This is a genomic window from Sphingorhabdus sp., from assembly GCF_041737645.1.
In the GTDB taxonomy this organism is placed as follows: Bacteria; Pseudomonadota; Alphaproteobacteria; order Sphingomonadales; family Sphingomonadaceae; genus Sphingorhabdus_B.
Window position 1 is genome coordinate 1 of record NZ_JBGSRI010000054.1, and the last position, 25,269, is coordinate 25,269.

Sequence of the window (25,269 nt, forward strand, 5' to 3'; positions counted from 1 at the left end):
GCCGTGGCAACCGGTTGGGGCGCAGCCGCAGCCGCAGCAGGTGCGGGCGTGGCCGTTGCACCACTGCCTTCTTCAATCGAGGCAATCACCGCGCCGACATTCACGGTCGCGCCTTCTTCGACGCTGTATGCGCCCATGATCCCGGCAACCGGGGCAGGCACTTCTATGGCAACCTTGTCGGTTTCAAGGCTGGCAATAGGTTCATCGGCGGCGACCGCCTCGCCCGGCTTTTTCAGCCACTGGCCAAGCGTTGCCTCGGTGATGGATTCGCCCAATACGGGGACTTTGACTTCAGTGCTCATGGGGTATCAGCCTTTTCTCTGACGGCGGATTTCAGCGCGGACGTTGTGACCAAGGGCATCGGCGACCAGCGCCGCCTGTTCGGCCTGATGGCGTTTGGCAAGGCCGGTTGCGGTCGCAGCGGCTGGCTTGCGCCCTGCATAGCGCGCCCGGTTCGGGCGGGATTTTGCAGCGGCAAGACATTCTTCGATGAAGGGATCAACGAAAAACCAGCTTCCCGCATTTTTCGGCTCTTCCTGCGCCCACACGACCTCTTCCAAATTGGTCATGCGTTTCAACCGGACGGTCAACGGTTCGCCGGGGAAGGGATAAAGCTGTTCGATACGCACGACGGCGGTGTCCTTGTCACCCGCCGCATTGCGCGCCTCTATCAGGTCATAGGCCACTTTACCCGAACACAGCACCAGACGCTTCACATCCTTGTCAGCCGGCGCATCGGGATCGGACAATATCCGCATGAAATGGCTTTCACCCTGAAAATCCTCCGCCTTGGAAACTGCCATTTTGTGACGGAGCAGTGATTTCGGTGTCATCACCACCAATGGCTTGCGGAACGGCCGTGCCATCTGGCGACGCAACAGGTGGAAATAATTGGCGGGCGTCGTGCAATTTGCGACCTGGATATTATCCTCGGCACACAGTTGCAGGAACCTCTCAAGCCGGGCGGAACTATGTTCAGGGCCTTGCCCTTCATAGCCATGCGGCAACAGCATCACCAGACCATTGGCGCGCAGCCATTTGGCCTCGCCCGCCGCGATAAACTGGTCGATGATGACCTGAGCGCCGTTGACGAAATCACCGAACTGCGCTTCCCACAAAACGAGCGTTTTCGGCTCGGCCCCGGCAAAGCCATATTCGAAGCCAAGCACACCGAATTCGGATAGCGGACTGTCGAGAATCTCGAAGCGGCCGTGCGGCAAAGTCGACAGCGGCACGTACTTTTCCTCGGTGCCTTGGTCGACCCAGACACCGTGCCGCTGGCTGAACGTGCCGCGCCCTGAATCCTGCCCCGACAGGCGAACGCCATAGCCTTCGGATAATAACCCGCCGAACGCCAGAGCCTCGCCGGTCGCCCAGTCGAAATTTTCGCCGCTCGCGAACATCGCCTTTTTGGCATCGAGCACACGGCCCAACGTCGGGTGGATGTTCAGGCCTTCAGGCACTGTGGTCAGTGTGCGTCCCAGACTGTCGAACAATTTCTTCGACACGCCGGTCTCGACATTGCGCCGCGCGCTTTCGGGGTCGGCTGGTTTCGAAAGACCTGACCAGCGCCCGCCGAACCAGTCGGCCTCGTTCGCCTTGTAATCGGCGGCACCGGCAAATTCCTGCTCAAGCAGCGCAACAAAGCGCATGGTGTGTTCATTCGCCCAGTCGCTGTCGATAATAGCTTCGGCCTGCAATCTTCTGGCATAAAGTTCGCCGACGCCAGGATGGGTCTTAATGACCTTGTACATCAATGGCTGGGTGAAACTCGGCTCGTCGCCTTCGTTATGGCCGAAGCGGCGATAGCACCACATGTCGATCACGATATCGCGGTGAAAGGTCTGGCGGAATTCGATCGCAATCTTGCAGGCAAAGGTTACCGCTTCGGGGTCGTCGCCGTTGACATGGAAAATCGGAGCCTGAACGCCCTTGGCAACGTCCGACGGATAAGGCGAGGATCGTGCGAATTGCGGGCTGGTGGTGAAACCGACCTGATTGTTCACAATGAAATGCAAACATCCGCCGGTATTATAGCCTCGGATGCCCGAGAAGCCGAGACATTCCCAGACAATGCCTTGTCCGGCAAACGCCGCGTCGCCGTGGAGCAATACCGGCAGGACTTGCTCATGCTTGCCAAGGTCATCGCGTGCGGTCTGGTTGGCGCGGACTTTGCCCAAGACAACGGGGTTCACCGCTTCGAGGTGCGAAGGGTTGGGGACAAGGCTCATATGCACCTTGACGCCATCGAACTCGCGATCGGTGCTGGTGCCGAGATGATATTTAACATCGCCCGACCCGCCGACATCGTCGGGGTTGGATGAGCCGCCGGAAAATTCGTGGAAGATCACACGATAGGGTTTCGCCATCACATTGGCTAGGACGTTCAAACGCCCGCGATGCGGCATGCCATAAACGATCTCGCGCACGCCGAGCGACCCGCCATATTTGATGACTGCCTCAAGCGCAGGGATCATCGATTCGCCGCCGTCCAAGCCAAAGCGCTTCGTGCCGACATATTTGCGGCCGAGGAATTTCTCATATTGCTCGGCTTCGATGACCTTGGCGAGAATGGCTTTCTTGCCTTCGGGCGTGAACTGGATCGCGGCATCCTTGCCTTCCATCCGGTCCTGAAGGAATCTACGTTCTTCAACATCCGCAATGTGCATATATTCAAGGCCGACCGGGCCGCAATAATTGGCACGCAGCGTATCGACCAGCTCGCGCACCGTCGTCCACTCGAGACCCAGCGTGCCGCCAACATAAACCCGTTTTTCGAGATCGGCACCGGAGAAACCATGATATTCGGGCGTCAGGTCGGCAGGAATTTCCTGTTTTGAAAGTCCAAGCGGGTCGAGGTTCGCCGCCAGATGGCCACGCACGCGGTAGGTTCGCACCAGCATCATCGCGCGGATCGAATCGCTCGCTGCCGAAACCGCGTCGGCCTCTGCCATTGGCTTGCCAGCCGCTTTCGCCGCTGCCTTCACCTCGACCGCCATTTGCGTGGGGTCGAGCGATGCGGTCAAATCATCGGTAACCGACAATGGCCAGTTGGCGCGCTCCCAGCTGGGACCGCGTTCAGTTTCAAAATCCTGGTTCTCTAGACCCATATCTATGCCTTCCTTGGGGAGGGAAACGGCAGGGATGCTTATCCCTTCAGTACTTCGACCAATGTTTTGCCGAGTAAAGAAGGTGACGCCGACATGCGGATGCCCGCTGCTTCCATAGCCGCGATCTTGCTTTCTGCGTCGCCCTTGCCGCCTGATACGATCGCACCGGCATGGCCCATGCGCCGTCCGGGAGGAGCCGAGCGTCCGGCGATGAAACCGGCCATCGGCTTTTTGCGGCCCTTTTTGGCTTCGTCGATCAGGAACTGCGCGGCTTCTTCTTCTGCGCTACCGCCGATTTCACCGATCATTATGATCGATTGTGTCGCGTCGTCGGCAAGGAATAGCTCCAGACAATCGATGAAATTGGTGCCATTGACCGGATCGCCACCGATGCCGACGGCAGTGGTTTGGCCAAGCCCTTCGGCGGTGGTTTGAAACACGGCTTCATAGGTCAATGTGCCCGACCGGGAAACAACGCCGACCGAACCCGCTGAAAAAATGCTGCCGGGCATGATGCCGATCTTGCACTCATTCGGGGTTAACACGCCGGGGCAGTTCGGCCCGATCAGCCGCGATTTGGAACCGGAAAGCGCGCGCTTGACGGTGACCATGTCCAGCACCGGAATGCCTTCCGTGATGCACACGATCAGCGGGATCTCGGCATCAATGGCTTCCAAAATGGAGTCCGCGGCAAAGGGTGGCGGGACATAGACGACGCTGGCATCTGCGCCAGTCGCCTGTTTGGCCTCAAGCACAGTATCGAACATCGGCAGGCCGATATGGGTTGAACCGCCCTTGCCCGGCGTAACCCCGCCGACCATTTGCGTGCCATAGGCAAGTGCCTGTTCGGTATGGAAAGTGCCCGTCGCGCCGGTCATGCCTTGCGTGATGACCTTGGTGTTTTTGTTTACGAGAATAGACATTGTTTTTGTTCCTATTTTTTCTTGGCTACAAAGATGCCAAGACCGGATTTTGGATTCACGGTAGGCCCTACAAAATACTTCAACTTGTCGTCGTCAATCAGCCACTCAAGCTCCGGATTCGGTCGATCTTTTTCCGCGATACGACGTGGCGCGACTTGATGTTTTTTGGCAAGCGCCCCCACCACCGACGCTAAATCTGCGTCAGAACGGGTTGCTACGACGCACGTTTTCAAAACAGTGGATGGGTCGTTGTGTCCAAAAATGACAAACGCGCCGTTGGTGGAAAATATTGAACCTATATCATCACCATATTCTTTGGCCCAGCTATCGCCGGGAATGGCGGTTTGAGGAGAAGCGGAGTTCAACAAATTTTCGCACGCCGCAGCATACTGTAAAATTGCTTCCAATGATGACTTGTTTTGGTTCTCAAGGTCAGCCGACAGCTTCGGCACAATCAAGTCGGGATCAGCCGCTGCACTTTGGGCAACGGACGACGCTTCCATGAGCAGCAGTATGCCGAAAAGCAAACTCACGCCAAGCTCGAATCAATCGCCTTACACGCCACCAGCAGTTCCTTCACCGCATCGACGCTGACCGCGAGATTTGCCTTCGCTTCGTCATCCAAAGCGATCTCGACGATCTTCTCGACGCCGCCTGCACCGATGACCACAGGTACGCCGACATACAGATTGTCGACGCCATATTGGCCGGTCAGGTGGACAGCGGCGGGAAGGAGGCGCTTCTGGTCATACAGATAGGCTTCGGCCATCGTGATGCCGCTGGTTGCAGGCGCGTAATAGGCCGAGCCGGTTTTCAGCAACGCTACAATCTCGCCGCCGCCGCTGCGTGTGCGCTGTACGATCGCGTCGATGCGTTCCTGCGTCGACATGCCCATCGCGATCAGGTCGGGAACCGGAATGCCCGATACCGTTGAATAAGAAATGACCGGAACCATCGTGTCGCCGTGGCCGCCCAGCACGAAGGACGTGACATCCGTGACCGAAACGTTGAATTCTTCGGCGAGGAAATGGCTAAAGCGGCTGGAATCGAGGACTCCTGCCATGCCGACGACCATATGGTGCGGCAGGCCGGAGAATTCGCGTAATGCCCAAACCATCGCGTCGAGCGGGTTGGTGATGCAAATGACGAATGCGTTTGGCGCGTTGGCTGCGATGCCTTCGCCGACCGCTTTCATGACCTTCAGATTGATGCCGAGCAAATCATCGCGGCTCATGCCGGGCTTGCGCGCAACACCGGCGGTGACGATGATGACGTCTGCGCCTGCGATATCGGCATAATCATTGGTGCCGGTTATCTTGGAATCGAAACCTTCAACCGGGCCGCATTGGGACAGGTCGAGTGCCTTGCCTTGCGGAACGCCTTCAACAACGTCGAACAATACGACATCGCCAAGGCCTTTATATGCTGCGAGGTGGGCAAGTGTGCCGCCGATATTACCGGCACCGATAAGCGCAATTTTTTTGCGAGCCATGAAACGAGATCCTTCCCTTAAGGCCTGTAGCGGAATTGACGCCGCGTTACGCCGAATCGCTATGGATAACAACCCAATAAAGGCGACAAGTTAAGGCTTTTTACGATAATAGTTCGCAATAGCGTTAAAGCGCGTGCATCAGCCGGCCACTCGCTTTAACATCTCCATCCAGATCGGAATCTGGCCGTGAAAGCCCTCTGTCCAAACTCTTTCATTAAGGCCGTGGGCGCCTTCGCTTTGCCCGACAATTCCCCAAAGGCCGCCAAAACCGTAAACCGGAATTCCCTGGGCGCGCAGAAACGCCCCGTCGGTTGCCCCTGCTGATTGGAATGGAATGACCGGAGCATCTTTGAAGCGCGTCGCCACCGCCGCCCGATAGGCCTCGGTGATGTCGTCGCGCAACGGCGTTGGCGATGTTTCGGGCGTTTGTGAACCTTCAACGGCTGTGACCGTCACATCCGGGCCGGAAAGCGCCTGCAGTTGCTGACGCACATCTTCTATCTTTACGCCCGGAAAAATCCGGCAATTGACATTGGCTTCGGCCTTTTGCGGCAAGGCATTGGGCGCGTGCCCGCCCGACAACATGGTTGCGACGCAGCGCGTCCGGGTGCTGCCGCTGTCCATCGCTTCCAGCAAATCGGCGGTCTCGCGGTCTTTGGGGTCAGCTAAAAAGCGGCGAACCAGCTCGCCATATTGGCCATTATCCCCTTTTGCCAACGCGGTATAAGTGGCGCGGGTGGCATCGTTTATCATCGGTTCAAAACGGTGACGCTCAAGCGCAGCCAACGCATTTGCCAAGGCATAAATGGCGTTGTCGGGTCGCGGTACGCTACTATGGCCACCGCGATTAACCGCGCTCACCCTGTAATCGGCATAGGTTTTTTCGGCAATTTGCATACCAAATGCTTCCACCCGGCCGTCAGGAAAGACAGAACCGCCGCCCGCATCGCTATTCAGCGCATATTCGGCTTCAATCAATGCACGCCATTCGGTCGCCGCGCGCTTGCCACCATTGCCGCTGGTTTCTTCGTCGCCTGTAAACAATATGATTATGTCACGGGTCGTCTGGAATTTTTCCGCCCGCAAATATTGCAGGGCGATCAATATGCCGGTCAATCCGGCTTTATTGTCATTGGACCCGCGCCCGAGATAATAGCCGCCCTCTTCGCGGAATTTGAAGGGCGGATATTTCCAGTCGCTTTCCTTGGCCGCGACGACATCCATATGCGCCATCAATAAGATCGGCTTTTTCCCGCTCGGCTTTTCCGCCGGCCAGCGTGCGATCAACGTTTGGGTGCTGTCATGATCCTTTACGACGACATCGTTGATGCCGGCCTTGCGGAATTCCGCTGTCAATAACGTCGTCAGCTTTTTGAATTCGGCGGTCTGCCCCTCGACAGTCGGGATTTCGACAATTTTGGCAAACAGGTCACGCTCGGCCTTGTGTTTTGCGTCCTGCGGCTGGCCGTGGGCTGCCGTTGCGACCAGCATGGCGGCGGCAGCGATTGATACATAGCGAAGCATTACACTCTCCCTCAAGGCTTTGTCTGATTTCGCCCGAAATCGCTTATGCCTTTACTTAACGCGGACCGTGGCCTTCTGCCAGATAATCCTCCGATTGCATTTCGAGCAGGCGGGATACCGTTCGGTCAAATTCGAACCGTCCGTCACCATGCGGGTATAGCGAATCCGGGATGGCATCGGCACTTGCCAGAAATTTGACCCGATGTTCGTAAAGCGCGTCGATCAGGGTAACAAAACGGGCCGCCTCATTCCGGTTTTCAGGGCCAAGCACCGGTATGCCCACCATGATGACCGTGTGAAACCGCCGCGCGATTGCCAGATAATCTGCCGCGCCCCGGGCTTCGGCGCACAGGCGTTTGAACGAAAAGACGGCGACCCCTTTCAACGCCTTGGGCACATGGAGCGTCCGGCCGACCCCGACATCCAGTTCAAGTGCCGGAACGTGCGCGCGGTCTTCGGGCGGATAGTCGGTCAAACGGAAAAAGCTTTGGGATAAGGCAGCCGTTGCCTCCGCCCCGTTGGGAACGAGCCATGTTTTGGCATCACCCAACCTATCGCGGCGGTAATCGACCGCACCATTGAGCGCGACAATGTCGAGCTTGTCTTTCACCAGTTCGATAAAGGGCAGAAAGAGCTGACGGTTCAGGCCATCCTTGTACAGGTCGTCCGGATGCCGGTTTGATGTCGTCACGACCGTGACGCCCGCGGCGATCAAGCCGGTGAACAGCCGCGACATAATCGCCGCGTCGGCCATATTGTTGACCACCATCTCGTCAAAACACAGTAAACGTGCCTCGTCCGCCAAAGCTTCGACCAACGGAGGGATGGGATCACCTTCTTCCTTGGCGCGCTCATGTTTCAGGCGGGCGTGGATGTCGAGCATGAATTCATGGAAATGAACGCGTTTTTTGCGGCGGATCTGTACCGACCCATAAAACAAATCCATCAACATCGACTTGCCGCGCCCGACGCCGCCCCACATATATAATCCGCGCACGGGTTCGGGCTTTTTGCCCAAATAGCGCCAAATGGTGCTTCCGCGCGGGGGGACAGCCTCGAGTTCGGCCTGGACTCTGGTCAAGGCGTGAATGGCGGCTGCCTGATCGGCATCTGTCTTCAATTCATTGGCCGCCACCAAAGCGGCATAGCGGTTATTGACCTTATCCATGCATTTCACCACGAACAATCATCGTTGCGTGGGTTTCCGGATTGTCCCTGAAAACGCGGCGACACGGTCGTTGCCCTGGGTCACGATACCGCGCATGAACAACAAGCGGCCGGTTTCTTTCAGCAATTCGACCTCGGCATCCAGTGGTTCGCCGATAACCCCTGCGCCGATGAACTGCACCGAAAGATCGAGGGTTACTGCGGCGCCGGCCTCGATCAGGCCGAACATGCGGGATGCACCGAACATGGCGACATCGATAAAGCCCAGGGTGACGCCCCCGTGTACGGCATTGCGTAAATTGCTGTGCCGGTGTTCCGGGAACATACGAAGGCGGGCCTTACCCTCTCCTTCGCTTCTGACCAGCATTTTGCCCAACACCGTGCCATTATAGCGTGAGGCGTCGGTCATCTGCCAATTTAGCCAGCCCGGATGATCGGGATCAGGGCTGCTATCAAATGCGGGAGTTTCCAAAAGATGACCCGAATTTAGATGTGCCGCTCGGCAACCATTTTTTTGGTTTCCGCAATGGCCTTGGCCGGGTTCAGGCCCTTGGGGCAGGCATTGGCGCAGTTCATGATGGTGTGGCAACGATACAGGCGGAACGGATCTTCCAGTTCATCCAACCGCTCGCCGGTCATTTCATCGCGGCTGTCGGCCAACCAGCGATAGGCCTGCAACAATATCGCCGGCCCCAGAAACTTGTCGCTATTCCACCAATAAGACGGGCAACTGGTCGAACAGCAAGCGCATAAAATGCACTCATACAGACCATCCAGCTTGGCCCGGTCTTCCGGCGATTGCAGCCGTTCCTTGCCTGATGGTTCGGGGGTTACAGTCTGGAGCCAGGGCTTGATCGACGCATATTGCGCGTAAAAATGGGTGAAGTCGGGGACGAGATCCTTGATGACTTCCATATGCGGCAACGGGGTGATGGTAACTTCGCTTTTGCAATCTTCAATGGCCGTGGTGCAGGCAAGGCCGTTTTTACCATCGATGTTCATCGAGCAGGACCCGCAAATGCCTTCGCGGCAGGAACGGCGGAATGTCAGCGAGCTGTCCTGTTCGCCCTTCATCTTGATCAAGGCATCAAGCACCATCGGCCCGCATTGTTCGGTATCGACTTCAAATGTGTCGTACCGCGGATTTTGACCGCTGTCGGGGTCATAGCGATAGACCTTGAATTTCTTCAATTTGCCGTTCGTTTTTGCTTCGTGAACTGTGCCCTTTTGGACTTTGCTGTTCTTGGGAAGAAAGAAATCGGCCATATCTATATCCTGTGGAAACTACGGGGCCTGAATCGAACCCACAAATCTGAACGTCTTGAAGTCCGTTATAGAGCCATTCGGTTAATCACAAGCCCCTCAACTGCGTCGTTTATGCTTGCTTTTTTTGCAAGCGCCACGCGCAATTTGTCGATTTTCCGCCCGTCCATATCAACGACTTCAAATCGCCAGCCTTGATCGATGAACGATTCGCCTTCTTCGGGCAGGTGACGCAAAATATGTAAGACATGGCCCGCTGCGGTTGCATAATCGCGGTCATCGGGCAGGTCGATGTCCAGAATCTCGGCCATGGCGTCTGCGGCCATTGCGCCCGAAACCAACATTGAGCCGTCATCCAGAGTAATGATATTGGGCGCACTGCCCTGAGCCTGATCCGAAGCGAATTCGCCGGCAATGGCGGCCAGCAGATCATTGGGGGTGACGATCCCTTCAAAATGACCATATTCATCATGCACCAAAAGCATCGGTACATCAGAAGACCGCAAAATTTCCAACGCATCCATTGCATCCAGTTGATCCGGAACAATCTCCGCCTTTCGCATCAGTTCACGCAAATCGAGACGTTTTCCGCCGATCTGGGCAGCGACAATATCGCGCGATTGGACCACGCCGATAATGTCATCGCCATTTTCGCCGGTCACCGGAATGCGGGTGTGTGGAGAATTTACAAGCACATCGCGCACCTCGTCTTCCGACGCGTCGGCGGAAATGCGGTCAACATCGGTGCGCGGCGTCATCACTTCGCGCACGGGCCGGTCGGCCAACCGGACGACGCCTGCGATGACCTTATGTTCATGCTCTTCAATAATTCCCGCATGGGTCGCTTCGGCAAAAACCATGCGAAGCTCTTCGGTGGTCAATGCGTCCCGGCTGTCACGGCGCAACCCTAACAGGCGAAAAATCAACGCGCTTGAACGGTCAAGCAGCCACACGATCGGCGCTGTAATACGGGACAATATTTCCATGGGTCCGGCAACAATGACGGCGATTCTTTCTGGCGCTATCAGCGCGAATTGCTTGGGCACCAGCTCGCCCACGACAAGCGAGGCGTAAGTCGTAATCGAAATAACGATGCCGAATCCCAAAGTATCGGCCCAGTCTGCCGGAATGCCGTTCAAGGCCAGCCGCTGTGCAACGGGCTCACCCAGTGTTGAACCGGAATAGGCGCCTGCGATAATACCGATCAAGGTGATGCCTATTTGGACCGTCGATAGAAATTTTCCGGGGTCGCGGGCAAGGCGCAAAGCCGTATTAGCCCCCCGCGTTCCGCTATCTGCCATAGCCTTCAACTTAGCAGAGCGGGCCGAAACGATGGCCAGTTCCGACATCGCGAATATCCCGTTGATGCCGATAAGCACCAATATTGTCGCGGCATCGAACCAGGGAAAGGGACTAAGGGGTTCCATAGAAAGAATTTCCTCTTAGCGGCAAATGGCGGCTTCTGGCAACCGGAGAGCTAGGGTCACGCCCACTTAAATGCACGTGCGAGGTTTGAGGCCATTCTGACGCTAAATGGTCCTGACCCTAAAACTTATACCGCAACGCCCTGCAACAATTTGGGCAACGCGCCGCTTTCGCCCCTTGCTTCGGCCATGAAAAAGGCTTTTGCAGGGCGGGTGCGTTGAACCATGCCCATGCCCGTACGGCGTATCGCAGAAGCGGTTTTTCCGGGGACTGAAAAAAGGCGGTTTAAACCGTCGGTGGACATCGCCACCATCAGCGTATCGATGCTACGCCAGCGGCTGTACCGGTCCAGTAACTGCGCGTCACCCAGATCAAGCCCCAGCCGAAGCCCGTCGACAAGCACCTCGGTCAACGCCGCCACATCGCGCAATCCAAGGTTCAATCCTTGACCGGCAATCGGGTGAATACCGTGGGCACTATCCCCGATCAGCACGAGCCGTTCTGCGGTCATCGAACCGGCGTGATGGAAACCGAGCTTATAGCTGGAAAGCGGCGCGGCCAGTTCGACTTCACCCAATATTCCACCCATGGCCTTTCGCAGTTCAGCAGCATAGCCACGGCCCGACAGCTTCAAATATCCCGGGGCATCGGCCTCTTCGACGGACCAGACGATGGCTGAACGGTGCCGTCCATCCGCACAATCAAGCATGGGCAGCACCGCGAACGGGCCCGAAGGGTAGAAGATTTCATAGGCAATATTGTTATGCGGCTTTTCGTGAAATATCGCTCCAACCATTGCGCTATGTCTATATTGCCAATGGACGATCTTTATCCCGGCTTCTTCGCGGGTTATGCTTTGCCGCCCTTCGGCAACGATTATCAGTTCAGCTAAAATTGTTGCGCCATTGTCGAGTTTAACGGTTATGCCCGAGCTATCGCGCGTTTTTTCAACTATTCCTGCAGGCATATGCAGTTGAATGGCATCGCTGGCCTGAGCCGCTTCATACAATGTGCGTCGTAAAAACCGATTTTCGAACATTTGCCCAAGATAACCATCATCGGCACCGGGCACAAAGTCGAGCGACCCTGGCTTCAAACCGTCGCTGACCCATATCTGTTTGATCGGACAGCCTTTTCCTTGCAACGCATCGGCAAGGCCGATGGCCTCAAACATTTTCAGGCTTGAACTGGAAATGGCCGATGTCCGGCCATCAAAGCCCGATGCCAGCATAGAAGTCGGATCGGCGCGATCGACAACATGGGTGGTGATTCCATGCTTCGCGAGGGCCAGTGCCTGCGTTAGGCCAACAAGGCCACCACCGATGATGATTACGTCTGCTTTTTGCGTCATAATTCACATATGGCGTATTTGGCCGCGTGACTCAAAGGAGGATTTTGACCGTAATGCTTGACGGGGACTCCGGCGGAGGCGAAAAGGGGGCGTATTAACCTTGTAAAGCAGTGTTCGATGGCGTCGCGTATTTCCAAAATTACTTCCAAAAATAGTATGGCCAATTGGCGCCAGATGATGCGTGCCTCGCTGATCCGGAGCAGCGCAATGATCGGCGCAGCTGCGCTTGGTTTCCTGGCCGTATTTTATGGATTGTCCGTATTAAGCTATTCGCCGGCCGACGCCGCTTTCAATAGTGCAGCGGCAGATGTCCAGCATAACTGGATGGGCCAATCTGGCGCATATGTCGGCGACGCGGCCCTTTTTCTTTTTGGTTTGCCGTCGATATTCCTGTGCCCTTTGTTATTGGTATTTGCCCGCCGTTTGTGGCGCGACGTTCCGCAACCACAGTGGAAACGCCAGTTGATTTTTTGCATCGCGGGGATGCTGATCATGGGGTTCGGCATGTCCTATTGGCAACATGGCAGCGATATTGGCTTGCCAGCAGGTTGGGGCGGTACAATCGCGTTGTTGCTTGATAGCGGCATAACACCGTTGATCGGTCAGATTCAGGGTTCGTTTGGAACACTCATCCGGGTGGTATTAATTGTTGCCACCATATTGGGCGGCATCACGGTGGTTATCCGGTCGCTCCAGCTTGAACGTCCATTGTTCCGCATTCCTGCGCTTTCGATGCCCAAATTCGGATCCGGCAGTCAATTTGCCGGCGATATCGACGGCGATGCACCTGTGCCGATACTGGAACCTAAACCCCCGCGCAAAGCTGTAGAACCGGAAAATCGCAAGCCACCTGTGATTGACGACCGCAATGCCGCGCCCAAAAAGGCCGCCTTTTCAACGGGTGCACGGCAAGGCGATTTTTTTGGCAGCTATGCCTTGCCATCGCTTGACCTGCTTGACCCGCCGCCTGCAATGTCTGCGCCCAAACTTGATAAAGCCGCACTGGAAGCCAATGCCAGATTGCTCGAATCGGTGCTCGACGATTTTCATGTAAAGGGCCAGATTGTTGCGGTGCGGCCCGGGCCGGTGGTGACCATGTACGAACTGGAACCTGCCGCGGGTATTAAATCCAGCCGCGTCGTGCAACTTGCAGAGGATATCGCCCGGAACATGTCGGCGCTTTCGGCGCGTGTTTCAACGATTCCCGGGCGCACGGTGATGGGTATCGAACTGCCGAACGCCAATCGCGAGGCCGTTGTGTTTCAGGAAATGGTCGGCTCCAGCGCGTTTGCCGATCAGAAAGGCGCGCTGCCGATCGTGTTGGGCAAGAATATTTCCGGCGACCCCGTTATTGCCGATCTTGCGCCGATGCCCCATTTGCTGGTCGCCGGTACCACCGGCTCGGGTAAGTCGGTGGGTCTGAACTGTATGATCCTGTCACTGTTATACCGGCTGACGCCCGATCAGTGCCGGATGATCATGATCGATCCGAAAATGCTCGAACTTAGCAGCTATGACGATATTCCCCACTTGCTCTCACCTGTCGTAACCGAACCTGCCAAGGCCATCCGGGCGCTGAAATGGGCGGTGGAACAGATGGAAGAGCGGTACCGCATGATGTCGTCACTGGGCGTACGTAACCTTGCCAACTTCAATGAAAAAGTCCGCGCAGCCTCGGCAAAAGGCGCGCCTTTGGGGCGCAAGGTCCAAATCGGCTATGATCCGATGACGGGCCAACCCCAATATGAAGAAGAGCAATTGGCGTATGAACCGATGCCGCAAATTGTCATCATCGTCGACGAGCTGGCCGATTTGATGATGACCGCAGGCAAAGAAGTTGAATTCCTGATCCAAAGGCTTGCGCAAAAGGCTCGGGCGGCCGGCATCCACTTGATTATGGCAACGCAGCGGCCGTCGGTGGACGTCATCACCGGCGTCATCAAAGCGAACCTCCCCACGCGCATTTCGTTTCATGTAACATCGAAAATCGACAGCCGCACGATTTTGGGTGAACAGGGCGCCGAACAGCTATTGGGCAAGGGCGATATGCTATACATGGCGGGCGGTCGCGGCTTGACGCGTATCCATGGCCCCTTTGTTTCCGACGATGAAGTCCGGCGCGTTGCCGACCATTGGCGCGGGCAAGGGCAGCCTGAATATATCCAGGCGGTGACCGAAGAACCCGAAGATGGCGGATTCGACTTTGGCAGTATGGGCGCCGACGATAGTGAGGAAGACTCACAATATCGCAAGGCGTGCCAGATTGTCTTTGAAAGCCAAAAGGCATCGACCAGCTGGATCCAGCGGCAATTGCGGATCGGATATAACAGCGCTGCGCGGCTGATTGACCGGATGGAGGAAGATGGCTTTATCAGCGGGCCAAATCATATCGGACGGCGCGAAGTATTGCGCGACCGGAACGGCGAGCCGCTATAAATGTTAAGACAGGGTTCAACCCCCTTTTGCCAAAGAGCATGATATTCTCCCATGGAACCCAGATTATGACTTTCGGAAAATACGCACTGATATTCGCACCCGTCGCGCTGGTGTTGACTATGCCGGGTTCGGCACAAAACAGTTCTGCAAAAATGGACGAGGTTGTCGCCCATATGAAGGCTGTCACCACGATGACGTCAACCTTTACACAAACCGACCGGCGCGGCGGGACATTGTCGGGCAAGTTGCTGCTCAAGCGTCCGGGCCATGTCCGGTTTGAATATCAAAAGGGCGTACCGCTGTTGATTGTGGGCGACGGCAAAGCGCTCACAATTGTGGATTATGAGGTGAAGCAAGTCCAGCGATGGCCGATCCGCAACAGCCCACTTGCGGCTCTGCTTGACCCGGGCCAGGATCTTCGGCGCTATGGAAAATTGGTTGAAACGTCGACCGACGATGTCACCAGCGTCGAAGTGCGTGACCCGAAGCGGCCGGAATTTGGCGTCATCACGATGATTTTCGTGCGCCGGCCCGGTGCACCGGGTGGCCTGACCTTGAATGGATGGGTGGCCCTTGATTCCAAGAACAACCGCACGACCATCCGACTCACCGATACAAAATATAACGTAAATATCGCAAGTTCCGCATTTACATGGAAGGACCCCCGTCCCGTCCGGCGTAAATCCTAGGGTCCTGACCCTAAAGTGACGACGAAGCGATGCTGGGTCCAGACAAGCTGTGCGACTGAACGGGCTTGTTCATCTGGCTGACAGGAAAGTCATTGTATAAATTTCCCATCAGCAGTCGGTAGTTCGTGTGGTTTTCCCCCTGTTGCCCACGACGATTAAGCCACCGCTGATATCCGCGTGACGAACGCAAGCTTAGCCCTCATCCCAAATGCCCCCGGGATGAGGGCTTTGCTTTTTTCGCTTTAATTGCCATCAGTCGCTTGCCCGTTGGTGCACGGGCATCTAGGGCCTTAGCATCATGTCACAGACAATCCGCATCGCTTCTTGGAATATCAATTCGGTTCGCGCCCGGATCGATATTGTCGAACGCTTTTTGAAAGAAGAGGCGCCAGATATTTTATGTCTGCAGGAAACCAAGGTCATTGATAGCCTGTTTCCGGAAGGTCTCTTCCGGCAGTTGGGTTATCGTCACATGATGATCAACGGGCAACCCATGCACCATGGTGTGGCGATTGTCAGCAAAGTGCCGTTGATAAACCGCAAAGTCGAAGATTGGCAGGCAAACGGCGAGGCCCGCCACATCAGTGCGGAACTGAATCTGGAATCGACCAGAGGAGTCCGTCTCGATAATGTCTATATCCCGGCGGGCGGCGAAGTTCCCGATCTGGAATCCAATCCGAAATTCGGGCAAAAGCTCGATTTTCTGACCCGGATGAAAGAATGGTCGCAGGGCGTGACTGGCCCGACCATCTTGACGGGGGATTTTAACGTAGCGCCCTTTGAAAATGACGTATGGAGCCACAAGCAACTCGTCAATGTTGTGAGCCATACACGGGTCGAGTGCGAACATCTGGCGGCTATCAAGGATGCCGGCAACTGGGTCGATATAGCCCGGCATTTTGTCGACCCTTCGCAAAAATTATATACGTGGTGGAGTTACCGCGCCCAGGATTGGGAAACGTCGGACCGTGGCCGACGGCTCGACCATATGTGGGTGACGCCCGACCTGACGGCAAAGGCGAAAGCCCATGTGGTGCATAAGCATGTCCGGGGCTGGGGCAAGCCGTCGGATCATGCGCCAATTGTCACGGAATTCGCCTTTTGAATATCGACCCTTCTTCGGTTGGTGACCCGAAACGCGCGGCGCGAGCCATCGATGCTCTACGACGCGGCTGGCCCATTCGGATCGCGCATGACAATCAAATCATTCGCGTTGCTGCGATCGAAACCGCGGTTACGGTTCAGGGCGCTTCAAGTCTGCTTTTGTCGGCAAGCCGGGCAGCGACGCTCAAGCTTGTGAATCAGCGCGCGGCAGCCAACACTGACTTGCCCGTGCGTATCGCAGTCCCTGCGGATCTTGATATGGGCATGGCGTTGGCAATTGCCGACCCGACGCTTGATCTGCTTTATCCTATGAAGGGTCCTTTTTTGGCTAAAGCGGTTACCGACACGACCCCTTGTGTTGCCGCAATGGAATTGGCGCGGTTAGCCGGGCTGCTGCCTGCATTTCTGGTTATGGATGTCGATGCATCGACCGATGATGTGGTCGCGCCAGCCGACGTCGCCGCCTTTGACGACAGCGATAATTTGCAGATTGCAGCGCGGGCAAATTTGCCGGTTGCGGTTAATGCCCATACCGAAATAGTGGCGTTCCGGTCGCTTGCCGATTCAACGGATCATGTCGCGCTGGTGATCGGTAAACGTGACGGTTCACCGCCCATAGTCCGTTTGCACAGCGAATGTCTGACAGGTGATGTTCTCGGAAGCCTGAAATGCGATTGCGGCCCGCAATTGCATGAGGCGTTGCACCATATATCCGACGCTCAATGGGGCATATTGCTCTATTTGCGTCAGGAAGGGCGGGGTATTGGCCTGATCAACAAATTGCGCGCTTATGTGTTGCAGGATCAGGGATTTGACACCGTTGATGCCAATGTCCGCCTTGGCTTTGCCATAGATGCCCGTGATTTTTCGGTGGCGGCGCGGATGCTCGACCTTTTGGGAGTTGCTACAGTGCGATTGCTGACCAACAATCCGGAAAAAGTGGCGGGGTTAGAAGCCGAAGGTATCGTGGTTTGCGAACGGCTTCCGTTGAAAATTGCCTCTAACCCTCACAATGCCCGTTATCTGGATACGAAACGGGACCGGACCGGCCACGCACTTTAGGCTCTTTGGGTTAAAGCCCCGTCGGCTCGTCCGGTTCTGGCTGCGCGTCAACGGGTCGGCGGCCAATCGCTTTGTCGATAAAATCTTCGTCCAACTGTTCGGACCGAATGCCATCGGGAAGGCCGGGGTCGTCGACCGACGGGACGCCCTCGATAGGGTTGCCATTTTCGTCCAGCAAAAACGGTTCGCCATCCTCGCCCAGCAATAATTCTTCTTCTTCTAGCCGTTCGGGGAAGGTGACTTCGGTCGCAAATTGTTCGACGGGCCGATTGGCGACCGCCACGCGCATAAACGCGGCCCAGGCCTGCGCTGGTGCGCGTCCGCCTTCCAACCCGCCAACCGCGCGGGCATTGTCCCGGCCCATCCACACGCCTGTCGTCAGACCGCTTGAAAATCCAAGAAACCAGCCATCTTTGTTGCTGCTGGTCGTGCCGGTTTTGCCAGCGGCAGGCCGCCCGATATTCGCCGCCCGTCCGGTGCCGGTCGCAACCGCAGTCTGCATCAAATCGGTCATTCCGCCCGCAACCCATTCTTCAACCAACTGGATCGATTTCTGTGGCTTGGCGGAATAGATGACGTCCCCGTCAATCGTAGTGACCTTGGAAATCCCATAAGGCGTGATGCTGCGCCCCTTCGCCGCAACGGCGGCAAAGGCGCGGGTCATATCGATAACGCGTGCCTCCGATGTTCCCAAAACCATCGAGGGCTGGGTATTGATCGGCGTCGTAATTCCAAAACGCTTGGCCATATTTGCAATGCTGCTGGTGCCAACTTCTTCACCGATTTTCGCGGCGACGGTGTTTTTGGAATAGGCAAAGGCGGTCCGCAATGTGATCTCGCCGGCATAGCTTCCGCCGCTGTTTTTGGGTTGCCACCCTTCTATTTCCACAGGTTCGTCCACAACCTTGTCCTCAGGTCGGAAACCTGCTTCCAATGCAGTCAGATAGACGAATAGCTTCCATGCTGATCCCGGTTGCCGCACGGCGGTAACGGCGCGGTTATAATTGCTGGTGACATAATCGGTTCCGCCGACCATGGCTTTGACTGCGCCATCACGATCAATGGCAACAAGCGCTCCTTGCGTGCCCTTTGGGGCATTGGCAACAATTGCAGCGGTCGCTGCACGCTGCATTTTCAGGTCAAGGGTCGTCCAGACATCAATCGCTTTTTCGGTCTCGTCAATCAACCCGTCAAGCTGCGGCAGCATCCAGTCGGTGAAATAGCGGACGCTGTCCTGTGGCGGTTCCGACGCGATCTTGACTTGGGCAGGCTTGACTGCAGCGGCCTGTTCAGCCGTAATCATCCCCGCGTCCTGCATGACCTCGACCACTACTTCGGCACGGTCAAGCGCGGCTTTTGCGTCGGCGGTCGGGGAATAACGTGATGGGGCTTTCACCAATCCGGCAATAATGGCGGCTTCCGCAAGCGAGAGTTCTTCGGCACCGTGGTCAAAAAATTTGCGGCTGGCCGCATCAACACCGTAAGCGCCGCCGCCAAAATAGACTTTGTTCAAATAGAGTTCGAGTATCTGCTCTTTGGAAAATTTGGTTTCCATCGCAAGCGCGAGGATAATCTCACGGATTTTGCGGCCAAACTCCTTGTTGCTGTTCAGATACACATTACGCGCCAGTTGCTGTGTAATGGTTGATCCGCCTTGCGTCCAACGGCCTTCAATGGCGCGTACATAAAAGGATCGGGTGATGCCGATGGGGTCAACACCTGGGTGCATATAATAGCGTCGATCCTCGACCGCGACCATTGCCTCTTTCATCTCGTCGGGCAGTTGCTTGAATGTCAGCCATCGGCCAAAACTGGGGCCAAGAGATTGGATGACGGTACCGTCGGCGGCACGAATCCGGATCATTTGGCCATTTGGTGAAGCTTTCAGGTCTTCAAAACTGTCAATTTCGCCACGTGCTATCGCCACAAATATCCCGAGCACCATCAGGCCGAGAAGCAGGCCGACAATGCCAATTTTGAAAAGGCGGGCGATCCATGTCATGAACGATCCGCGTCCGCCATCCGGGGTATATGCACTTACCATTGCGCGTGGTGTTAATCCCAATGCGATTCGGCGACAAGGCCTAATCAGGATCGAATTCAAGCGCCGCACTGTTGATGCAATATCGCAAGCCGTCAGGCCCCGGCCCATCTGGGAAAACGTGGCCCAAATGCCCCTCGCAAGCGGCGCAGCGCACCTCGGTACGGATCATGCCATGCGACATATCGCGATGTTCTTCGACGACTTGAGGATCTGCTGGCGCGGTAAAGCTGGGCCAGCCCGACCCGCTTTCGAATTTGGTACCGGAAACGAACAATGCAGTACCACAACCGGCGCAGCGAAACTCTCCTTCGCGCTTTTCATCGGTTAGCTTGCCCGCAAATGCACGTTCCGTGCCGGCTTCCCGCAGGACATGATATTGCACAGGGTCGAGTTCTGCGCGCCATTCCGCATCGGTTTTTTCAATTTTTTTCATCAAAAAGGGCCTTTCAACATCTAAATGTGGGGGTTAGATTTGCATGGTCAAGGGGCTGACTTAACCCGTTGTTTACCATGAACTGCCTAAAGTGAACAGGTTATGACAGGACCAGGTCATAAGTTGCGCGCTTTGGCGGCGTTGGGGCTATTGCCGTTGCTATTGGCGGCGGGCGAGGGGCCTTGTCTTTTATGCACAGCGCCAGATAGCAAGGCGAAGGAAAGCGTCGAACAGGACGTTCCACTCTCAATTGATATCACAACAAAGCTGGATTTTAGCCGTGCCGCGCTTTCAGGCGCGGGTGGTGGCCAGATTGAAGTCGATCCCGATAATGGAACCAGGCGGGTGAATGGCGGGATTGTGGATCTGGGCGGTTCGATGCTGGCCGGAACTGCGGTGGTAAGGGGGCAACCTGGGCGATCGGTGCGGATTGATATGCCAACGACTGCCCGCATGACGTCATCGAGTGGTGGTGTAGTGGAAATAGCCGGATTACGGACCAGCTTAACAGGCAGATCGCGGCTGGATCAGCAAGGTCGGCTCGATTTCTCTTTTGGCGGCAAATTGATTGTCCGCGGCAACGCAACCGGTACATTCCGCGCACGTATACCTATAACTGTTCAATATGAATGACTTATGGGTCCTGACCCTAGCCCCGGCGGGCAGCGGCGCGGGCGATGCGGATCAATTCTTCTTCCAATATCACCATTGCCAGATTTTCACGGACGCTCATCAATTTTGATTCCACATCCAGCAAATGGCCGTTCAAACCAGCCAATCGCACGGATGGCCAGCGCGACAATTGTTTGATGAAATCATCGGCTTCTTTCCAGAATATCGACCGCGTAGCCTTTACAACTGCACCGGGGTTGGAGCCGCTGTCCACCTTTGCGCGCAACGACGCCAATAAAGTCACCCGCCTTTGCAACGCCCGGACAATGCGGATCGGCTCGACTCCCATTTCGCGTGCCGCAACCAACTCACGCCCGGCGCCGCGCAGTTCCCCGCCCATGACCTGATTTACAAGGCCGCCCACATTTTCTTCGCCGGTTTCGGCTGACAAAGCTTCAAATGCCGCGATTTCAACGGTTACGGGCCGTTGGGGCGATGCGTCATAATATAGCGATAATTTCTCGATTTCGGCCTGCGCCAATTTGCGATCCTGCCCCGTATAGCGCGCAATTCTGGCTGCAAGGCTGCGGTCGAGTTTGAGCCCTGTCGTGGCAGCGTAGGCCATTACCGATGCTGCTGCATCGGCTTCTTCTGGCAAATAGCTGATATATGCCAAGGCGCGGGGGTGACTTTCCACCAATTTACGCAATTTGCTTGCTTTGGTCAGGTTGCCGGCAATTGCGATTACGGGATTAACTTCGCCTTCAAGCGCCAACAGATTTTCAACTGCGGCCAACCCTTCTTCGCGGCGAAAATTTACCCTGAGATAGCGCTGGTCGCCGAAAAGCGACATCGACGATGCCTCGTCGGCCAGCAAAGCCGGATCATTTCTGATCTGTTCGCTATCAATGTCCACGCGCTCTGCACCAACCAATTGCGCGGCCATCTGGCTAGCGATGTCGGTATTGGCGGATTCGTCCTGACCGAAAATAAAAAACAGCCGGATGTCGGGCCGCGTTGTAACTGCACCAATGAAACTACGTTCCTTGGCGTTGCTCATTCGCCGCCTGCATATAGCGAAAGGCGGGTCACAATCTGGTCCGCAACGCGCTGGGTCAGGTTTTCGAGTGCGGTGTTTTCGCTGGCAATCGTGGCATATTCGGAACTGACGACGTCAATACCGGCATCTGCCCCTGCCGTTGCATCCAGAACGGTTTCCCCGGTTGAACTTAGAATAAGCTGGTACCGCGCCCGCAATGTGCGCCGTTCACGGGTGACGGTATCATCGGCACGCACGCCAAATCCTTCGATCTGGTCATCCAAGGCCACCACTAACCGGAATCGGGAATTGTCATTTCGCGGCGTGCCCAACCTGTCGTTCAGTGCATTACGCATCAACCAGCCGTTTTTCCCCTGGATAGGTTCGACAGCGATGGACACCAAAGTTGATGCTACGGCCCCTGTTGAACCCCCACTATATAGCGGCCGTAACCCGCAAGCGGTCAGCATGAGTGCAAGAATGAAGGGGGCAATAAAGCGTTTCATAAGACGATGTTGACCAGCCTGTCAGGCACAATAACGACTTTCCGGATTTCTGCGCCGTCGATGGCAGACTGAACCTTTTGACTGGCGAGTGCAAGCGCTTGCATTTCGTCTTGACCCAATCCTTTTGGCACGGTCAGCGTATCGCGCAATTTGCCCCGGACCTGGATCGCAATCGTCACTTCGTCTTCGACCAAAAGTGCAGAGTCGACTTCGGGCCAGGGTGCGTCCGCGATCAAACCTTGACCTAATTTCGTCCATGCTTCTTCGGCGAGATGAGGTACCATAGGGGAGGACAGCAGAATGATCGTCTTGATCGCTGTATCGCGTGATGCCGAAGGGGCCGCCTTTTCAATGGCGTTGGCCAGATCATATATTTTGGCCACCGCCTTGTTGAAAGACAGCGCTTCGATATCGGTGCCAATACCGGCAATCGCCTGATTCATCTTGCGTAACAGCGCCTTGTCTTCGCCCTGCGCGCCGCTGACCTGCCCGGTTAAGCGCCAAAGACGCTGGACAAAGCGCCAGCAGCCTTCGATCCCTGCTTCCGACCATTCCAGATCGCGTTCTGGCGGGCTGTCGGACAGCATGAACCAGCGCACGGCGTCGGCCCCATATTGGTCGACAATATCATCAGGATCGACGACGTTTTTCTTCGACTTCGACATTTTTTCGATGCGCCCGGCGGTCACGGGTGCGCCGGTATCGACGATTGTCCAAAGATCGCCGTCACGTTTCACCTGATCCGGGCTGAGCCACGCACCCTTGGCATCCTGAAAAGTCTGATGCGTCACCATCCCTTGGGTAAACAGTGACGCAAAAGGCTCCTTCACATCGATCATACCGATATGATTAAGCGCCCGCGTCCAGAACCGCGCATAGAGCAAATGCAAGATCGCGTGTTCAACGCCGCCAATATATTGCTGCACCGGCAACCATTTTTCGGCAACTGCACGATCAAAGGGCTTGGTACCCGGCTGGCTTGCGAAACGGATGAAATACCAGCTGGAATCCACAAATGTGTCAAGCGTATCGGTTTCGCGCCGCGCGGCTTTTCCGCATTGCGGACAATCGACCCTGCTCCATGTCGGATGGCGGTCCAGCGGGTTGCCGGGGATATCGAATGTGACATCTTCGGGAAGTTTCACCGGCAATTGCGCTTCGGGAACCGGAACCGCGCCGCAGCTTTCGCAATGGATGATCGGAATGGGCGTGCCCCAATACCGTTGACGGCTAACGCCCCAATCGCGCAGGCGATATTGTGTCTGGCCCTTGCCCCACCCTTCTGATTCAGCCTTTGCGATCACGTCGGCTTTGGCCTGTTCGATCGAAAGTCCGTCCATCCAGTGCGAATTCACAATAGTACCCGGACCGGTATAGGCGACATTGCCGGTAAAATGGCTGTCGGCGATATCACCGTCCGACACGACGCGGGTGACCGGCAGTTCATACTTACGCGCAAAGTCGAGGTCGCGCTGGTCATGTGCGGGGCAGCCGAAGACTGCGCCAGTGCCATAATCCATCAGCACGAAATTCGCGACATAGACGGGCAGATGCCAACTGGGGTCGAGCGGATGTTCAACCGTCAGACCGGTATTAAATCCCATTTTCTCCGCAGTTTCGATATCGGCTGCGGTCGTACCACCTTTGCGGCACTCTTCGATAAAGGCGCTCAATTCCGGCGCATTGGCCGACAATTTCTGCGCGACCGGATGATCGGCAGCAATGGCGACAAAGCTGGCGCCGAACATCGTGTCGGGCCGCGTTGTGAAAACGTCGATACCGTCCCCGTTCGATCCGGGAAAGGCGAAGCGGAACGTGAGGCCCTTGCTGCGCCCGATCCAGTTTTCCTGCATCAACCGGACTTTGTCGGGCCATTGATCCAACGATGACAGGCCATCCAGCAATTCGTCGGCAAAATCGGTGATTTTCAGGAACCACTGGCTCAGCTTGCGCCGTTCAACAGGCGCGCCGGATCGCCAGCCCTTGCCATCAATGACCTGTTCATTGGCGAGCACGGTCATGTCCACCGGATCCCAATTCACCGCCGATTCCTTGCGATACACCAGACCTGCGGCATAAAGTTTCAGGAACAAGGCCTGTTCGTGGCCATAATATTCCGGTTCGCAGGTTGCCAGTTCACGCGTCCAGTCAATGGCAAAACCAAGCCGTTTCAACTGCGCCTTCATGTTGGCGATATTGTCGCGGGTCCAGCCGCCGGGATGCACGCCTTTTTCCATAGCGGCATTTTCGGCCGGCATTCCGAACGCATCCCAACCCATCGGATGCAAAACTTCATGGCCGGTCATGCGCTTGTAGCGCGCCAGTACATCACCCATCGTATAGTTGCGGACATGGCCGATGTGAATGCGTCCCGAAGGATAGGGAAACATCTCGAGCACATAACTGCGGGGCTTGGGCGACGTATCGTCTGCGACGAAACTCGCTTGATCCTCCCAAATCTTCTGCCACCGCGCGTCGGCGACGTGCGGGTTGAAACGATCAGGCTGGGTCATAATTATCCGCTAATGGCTGTACGGCGCAGGTCGCGGGCCTTGGTCAGGATGATGGCTTCCATTTTTTGCACCGTAGCCGCGCGCAAAGGTGCGGCGACCCATTGCCCGTTTTGGGAAACTTCACGGCTTCCGGCAACGCGCAGTGCATCGGCGCGCAGATCCTGATCCAAAATCGAAATGGTCAGTTTGATGCGCTCACCGGGGGTTTGCGGATTTACATACCAGTCGGTTACTATCACGCCGCCTGCCGAATCGGTTTGAACCAGCGGCATGAACGATAGAGCATCCAAAGATGCCCGCCAAAGATAGCTGTTAACGCCAATTGTGGTCACCTGACTTGCGGCAAGATCGGCTTTCGGACGCATAGTGCCGCCACAAGCGGACAGCAATAATGTGCCGGAGGCGAGAATGAGTGCCAGGCGAGTGAAGCGCATAATTTGTCCTTGAACGATGAAAAAGTCAGAATCCTCTATAGCGCCTTGCTGGCTTGAGCAAGCTTTCTGGGTGCTGAACCAGCGACGATCAATCATTAGCTAGGGCTAGGCTGGGTATCACTTTGTGGATAACGTGCAACAT

Annotated in this window: 22 protein-coding genes; 5 read left to right on the plus strand and 17 right to left on the minus strand. The window is 56.0% G+C overall.

Going from position 1 to position 25,269, the window contains the following annotated elements:
- The 11 genes from ACEW72_RS10045 to ACEW72_RS10095 all read right to left on the minus strand — a co-directional run.
- A partial coding sequence (locus ACEW72_RS10045; protein ID WP_373476242.1) for a biotin/lipoyl-containing protein occupies positions 1–302 on the minus strand: 302 nt, incomplete at its 3' end.
- 6 nt (positions 303–308) lie between these two features.
- Positions 309–3,110, minus strand: a complete 2,802-nt coding sequence (locus tag ACEW72_RS10050; protein WP_373476243.1) for a 2-oxoglutarate dehydrogenase E1 component — start codon at positions 3,108–3,110, stop codon at positions 309–311.
- Between the two features lie 38 nt (positions 3,111–3,148).
- The gene (gene sucD / locus ACEW72_RS10055) at positions 3,149–4,033 is read right to left on the minus strand and encodes a succinate--CoA ligase subunit alpha (protein ID WP_373476244.1); all 885 of its coding nucleotides are present in this window, start codon (positions 4,031–4,033) and stop codon (positions 3,149–3,151) included.
- Positions 4,034–4,044: 11 nt separating this feature from the next.
- Positions 4,045–4,566, minus strand: a complete 522-nt coding sequence (locus ACEW72_RS10060; RefSeq protein WP_373476245.1) for a hypothetical protein — start codon at positions 4,564–4,566, stop codon at positions 4,045–4,047.
- Positions 4,563–5,525: a malate dehydrogenase gene (mdh, locus tag ACEW72_RS10065; RefSeq protein ID WP_373476246.1), complete on the minus strand. Its 963-nt coding sequence runs from the start codon at positions 5,523–5,525 to the stop codon at positions 4,563–4,565. Before mdh ends, ACEW72_RS10060 begins: the two co-directional genes overlap by 4 nt.
- A 138-nt stretch (positions 5,526–5,663) precedes the next feature.
- On the minus strand, positions 5,664–7,049 hold the full coding sequence (locus tag ACEW72_RS10070) for a M20/M25/M40 family metallo-hydrolase (RefSeq protein WP_373476247.1): 1,386 nt from the start codon (positions 7,047–7,049) through the stop codon (positions 5,664–5,666).
- 55 nt (positions 7,050–7,104) lie between these two features.
- Positions 7,105–8,217, minus strand: a complete 1,113-nt coding sequence (gene zapE / locus ACEW72_RS10075) for a cell division protein ZapE (RefSeq protein ID WP_373476248.1) — start codon at positions 8,215–8,217, stop codon at positions 7,105–7,107.
- Positions 8,218–8,235: 18 nt separating this feature from the next.
- A complete protein-coding gene (locus ACEW72_RS10080) occupies positions 8,236–8,688 on the minus strand; it encodes a PaaI family thioesterase (protein ID WP_373476249.1) in 453 nt (150 codons plus the stop codon).
- Between the two features lie 14 nt (positions 8,689–8,702).
- Positions 8,703–9,482, minus strand: a complete 780-nt coding sequence (locus tag ACEW72_RS10085; RefSeq protein WP_373476250.1) for a succinate dehydrogenase iron-sulfur subunit — start codon at positions 9,480–9,482, stop codon at positions 8,703–8,705.
- Positions 9,483–9,547: 65 nt separating this feature from the next.
- On the minus strand, positions 9,548–10,906 hold the full coding sequence (locus tag ACEW72_RS10090) for a hemolysin family protein (RefSeq protein ID WP_373476251.1): 1,359 nt from the start codon (positions 10,904–10,906) through the stop codon (positions 9,548–9,550).
- 125 nt (positions 10,907–11,031) lie between these two features.
- Entirely contained in the window at positions 11,032–12,255 is a 1,224-nt protein-coding gene (locus tag ACEW72_RS10095; protein WP_373476252.1) for a UbiH/UbiF/VisC/COQ6 family ubiquinone biosynthesis hydroxylase, read from the minus strand.
- A 117-nt stretch (positions 12,256–12,372) separates the two neighbouring features.
- On the opposite strand from ACEW72_RS10095, the gene ACEW72_RS10100 reads away from it, so the two are divergent.
- From ACEW72_RS10100 to ribA, 4 genes are all read left to right on the plus strand, one after another.
- Positions 12,373–14,691 carry a DNA translocase FtsK 4TM domain-containing protein gene (locus tag ACEW72_RS10100; protein ID WP_373476253.1) on the plus strand — a complete coding sequence of 773 codons (2,319 nt, stop codon included), beginning with the start codon at positions 12,373–12,375 and terminating at the stop codon, positions 14,689–14,691.
- A 38-nt stretch (positions 14,692–14,729) separates the two neighbouring features.
- Positions 14,730–15,380, plus strand: coding sequence for an outer membrane lipoprotein carrier protein LolA (locus ACEW72_RS10105; protein WP_373476254.1), 651 nt, complete (start codon positions 14,730–14,732; stop codon positions 15,378–15,380).
- A 298-nt stretch (positions 15,381–15,678) separates the two neighbouring features.
- Positions 15,679–16,485: an exodeoxyribonuclease III gene (gene xth, locus ACEW72_RS10110; protein WP_373476255.1), complete on the plus strand. Its 807-nt coding sequence runs from the start codon at positions 15,679–15,681 to the stop codon at positions 16,483–16,485.
- Complete coding sequence (gene ribA / locus ACEW72_RS10115; RefSeq protein ID WP_373476256.1) at positions 16,482–17,546, plus strand: GTP cyclohydrolase II; 1,065 nt, start codon at positions 16,482–16,484, stop codon at positions 17,544–17,546. Before xth ends, ribA begins: the two co-directional genes overlap by 4 nt.
- Before the next feature lie 10 nt (positions 17,547–17,556).
- On the opposite strand, the gene ACEW72_RS10120 is transcribed toward ribA, so the two are convergent.
- Positions 17,557–19,590: a transglycosylase domain-containing protein gene (locus ACEW72_RS10120; protein ID WP_373476257.1), complete on the minus strand. Its 2,034-nt coding sequence runs from the start codon at positions 19,588–19,590 to the stop codon at positions 17,557–17,559.
- A gap of 40 nt (positions 19,591–19,630) precedes the next feature.
- Positions 19,631–20,023, minus strand: a complete 393-nt coding sequence (msrB, locus tag ACEW72_RS10125) for a peptide-methionine (R)-S-oxide reductase MsrB (protein WP_373476258.1) — start codon at positions 20,021–20,023, stop codon at positions 19,631–19,633.
- A gap of 102 nt (positions 20,024–20,125) precedes the next feature.
- Here msrB and ACEW72_RS10130 point away from each other — a divergent pair, with 102 nt between their 5' ends.
- Positions 20,126–20,656 carry a DUF4402 domain-containing protein gene (locus tag ACEW72_RS10130; RefSeq protein WP_373476259.1) on the plus strand — a complete coding sequence of 177 codons (531 nt, stop codon included), beginning with the start codon at positions 20,126–20,128 and terminating at the stop codon, positions 20,654–20,656.
- 16 nt (positions 20,657–20,672) lie between these two features.
- On the opposite strand, the gene holA is transcribed toward ACEW72_RS10130, so the two are convergent.
- Genes holA through ACEW72_RS10150 form a run of 4 tightly spaced genes read right to left on the minus strand, consistent with a single transcriptional unit; the run spans position 20,673 to position 25,127 of the window.
- Positions 20,673–21,695 carry a DNA polymerase III subunit delta gene (gene holA, locus ACEW72_RS10135; protein WP_373476260.1) on the minus strand — a complete coding sequence of 341 codons (1,023 nt, stop codon included), beginning with the start codon at positions 21,693–21,695 and terminating at the stop codon, positions 20,673–20,675.
- The gene (gene lptE, locus ACEW72_RS10140; protein ID WP_373476261.1) at positions 21,692–22,180 is read right to left on the minus strand and encodes an LPS assembly lipoprotein LptE; all 489 of its coding nucleotides are present in this window, start codon (positions 22,178–22,180) and stop codon (positions 21,692–21,694) included. Before lptE ends, holA begins: the two co-directional genes overlap by 4 nt.
- Positions 22,177–24,693 (minus strand): leucine--tRNA ligase, encoded by a 2,517-nt coding sequence (leuS, locus tag ACEW72_RS10145; RefSeq protein ID WP_373476262.1) that lies wholly within the window; start codon positions 24,691–24,693, stop codon positions 22,177–22,179. Before leuS ends, lptE begins: the two co-directional genes overlap by 4 nt.
- A gap of 2 nt (positions 24,694–24,695) precedes the next feature.
- The gene (locus tag ACEW72_RS10150; protein ID WP_373476263.1) at positions 24,696–25,127 is read right to left on the minus strand and encodes a DUF3576 domain-containing protein; all 432 of its coding nucleotides are present in this window, start codon (positions 25,125–25,127) and stop codon (positions 24,696–24,698) included.
- Between the last annotated feature and the right edge of the window lie 142 nt (positions 25,128–25,269).

Coding starts and splice junctions, on each gene's coding strand:
- leuS (WP_373476262.1), bottom strand. CDS start 24,693: ATGACCCAGCCTGATCGTTTCAACCCGCACGTCGCCGACGCGCGGTGG.
- ACEW72_RS10070 (WP_373476247.1), bottom strand. CDS start 7,049: ATGCTTCGCTATGTATCAATCGCTGCCGCCGCCATGCTGGTCGCAACG.
- ACEW72_RS10130 (WP_373476259.1), top strand. CDS start 20,126: ATGACAGGACCAGGTCATAAGTTGCGCGCTTTGGCGGCGTTGGGGCTA.
- ACEW72_RS10095 (WP_373476252.1), bottom strand. CDS start 12,255: ATGACGCAAAAAGCAGACGTAATCATCATCGGTGGTGGCCTTGTTGGC.
- ACEW72_RS10150 (WP_373476263.1), bottom strand. CDS start 25,127: ATGCGCTTCACTCGCCTGGCACTCATTCTCGCCTCCGGCACATTATTG.
- ACEW72_RS10105 (WP_373476254.1), top strand. CDS start 14,730: ATGATATTCTCCCATGGAACCCAGATTATGACTTTCGGAAAATACGCA.
- ACEW72_RS10090 (WP_373476251.1), bottom strand. CDS start 10,906: ATGGAACCCCTTAGTCCCTTTCCCTGGTTCGATGCCGCGACAATATTG.
- mdh (WP_373476246.1), bottom strand. CDS start 5,525: ATGGCTCGCAAAAAAATTGCGCTTATCGGTGCCGGTAATATCGGCGGC.
- lptE (WP_373476261.1), bottom strand. CDS start 22,180: ATGAAACGCTTTATTGCCCCCTTCATTCTTGCACTCATGCTGACCGCT.
- ACEW72_RS10085 (WP_373476250.1), bottom strand. CDS start 9,482: ATGGCCGATTTCTTTCTTCCCAAGAACAGCAAAGTCCAAAAGGGCACA.
- holA (WP_373476260.1), bottom strand. CDS start 21,695: ATGAGCAACGCCAAGGAACGTAGTTTCATTGGTGCAGTTACAACGCGG.
- zapE (WP_373476248.1), bottom strand. CDS start 8,217: ATGGATAAGGTCAATAACCGCTATGCCGCTTTGGTGGCGGCCAATGAA.
- xth (WP_373476255.1), top strand. CDS start 15,679: ATGTCACAGACAATCCGCATCGCTTCTTGGAATATCAATTCGGTTCGC.
- ACEW72_RS10120 (WP_373476257.1), bottom strand. CDS start 19,590: ATGGTAAGTGCATATACCCCGGATGGCGGACGCGGATCGTTCATGACA.
- msrB (WP_373476258.1), bottom strand. CDS start 20,023: ATGAAAAAAATTGAAAAAACCGATGCGGAATGGCGCGCAGAACTCGAC.
- ACEW72_RS10050 (WP_373476243.1), bottom strand. CDS start 3,110: ATGGGTCTAGAGAACCAGGATTTTGAAACTGAACGCGGTCCCAGCTGG.
- ACEW72_RS10100 (WP_373476253.1), top strand. CDS start 12,373: ATGGCGTCGCGTATTTCCAAAATTACTTCCAAAAATAGTATGGCCAAT.
- sucD (WP_373476244.1), bottom strand. CDS start 4,033: ATGTCTATTCTCGTAAACAAAAACACCAAGGTCATCACGCAAGGCATG.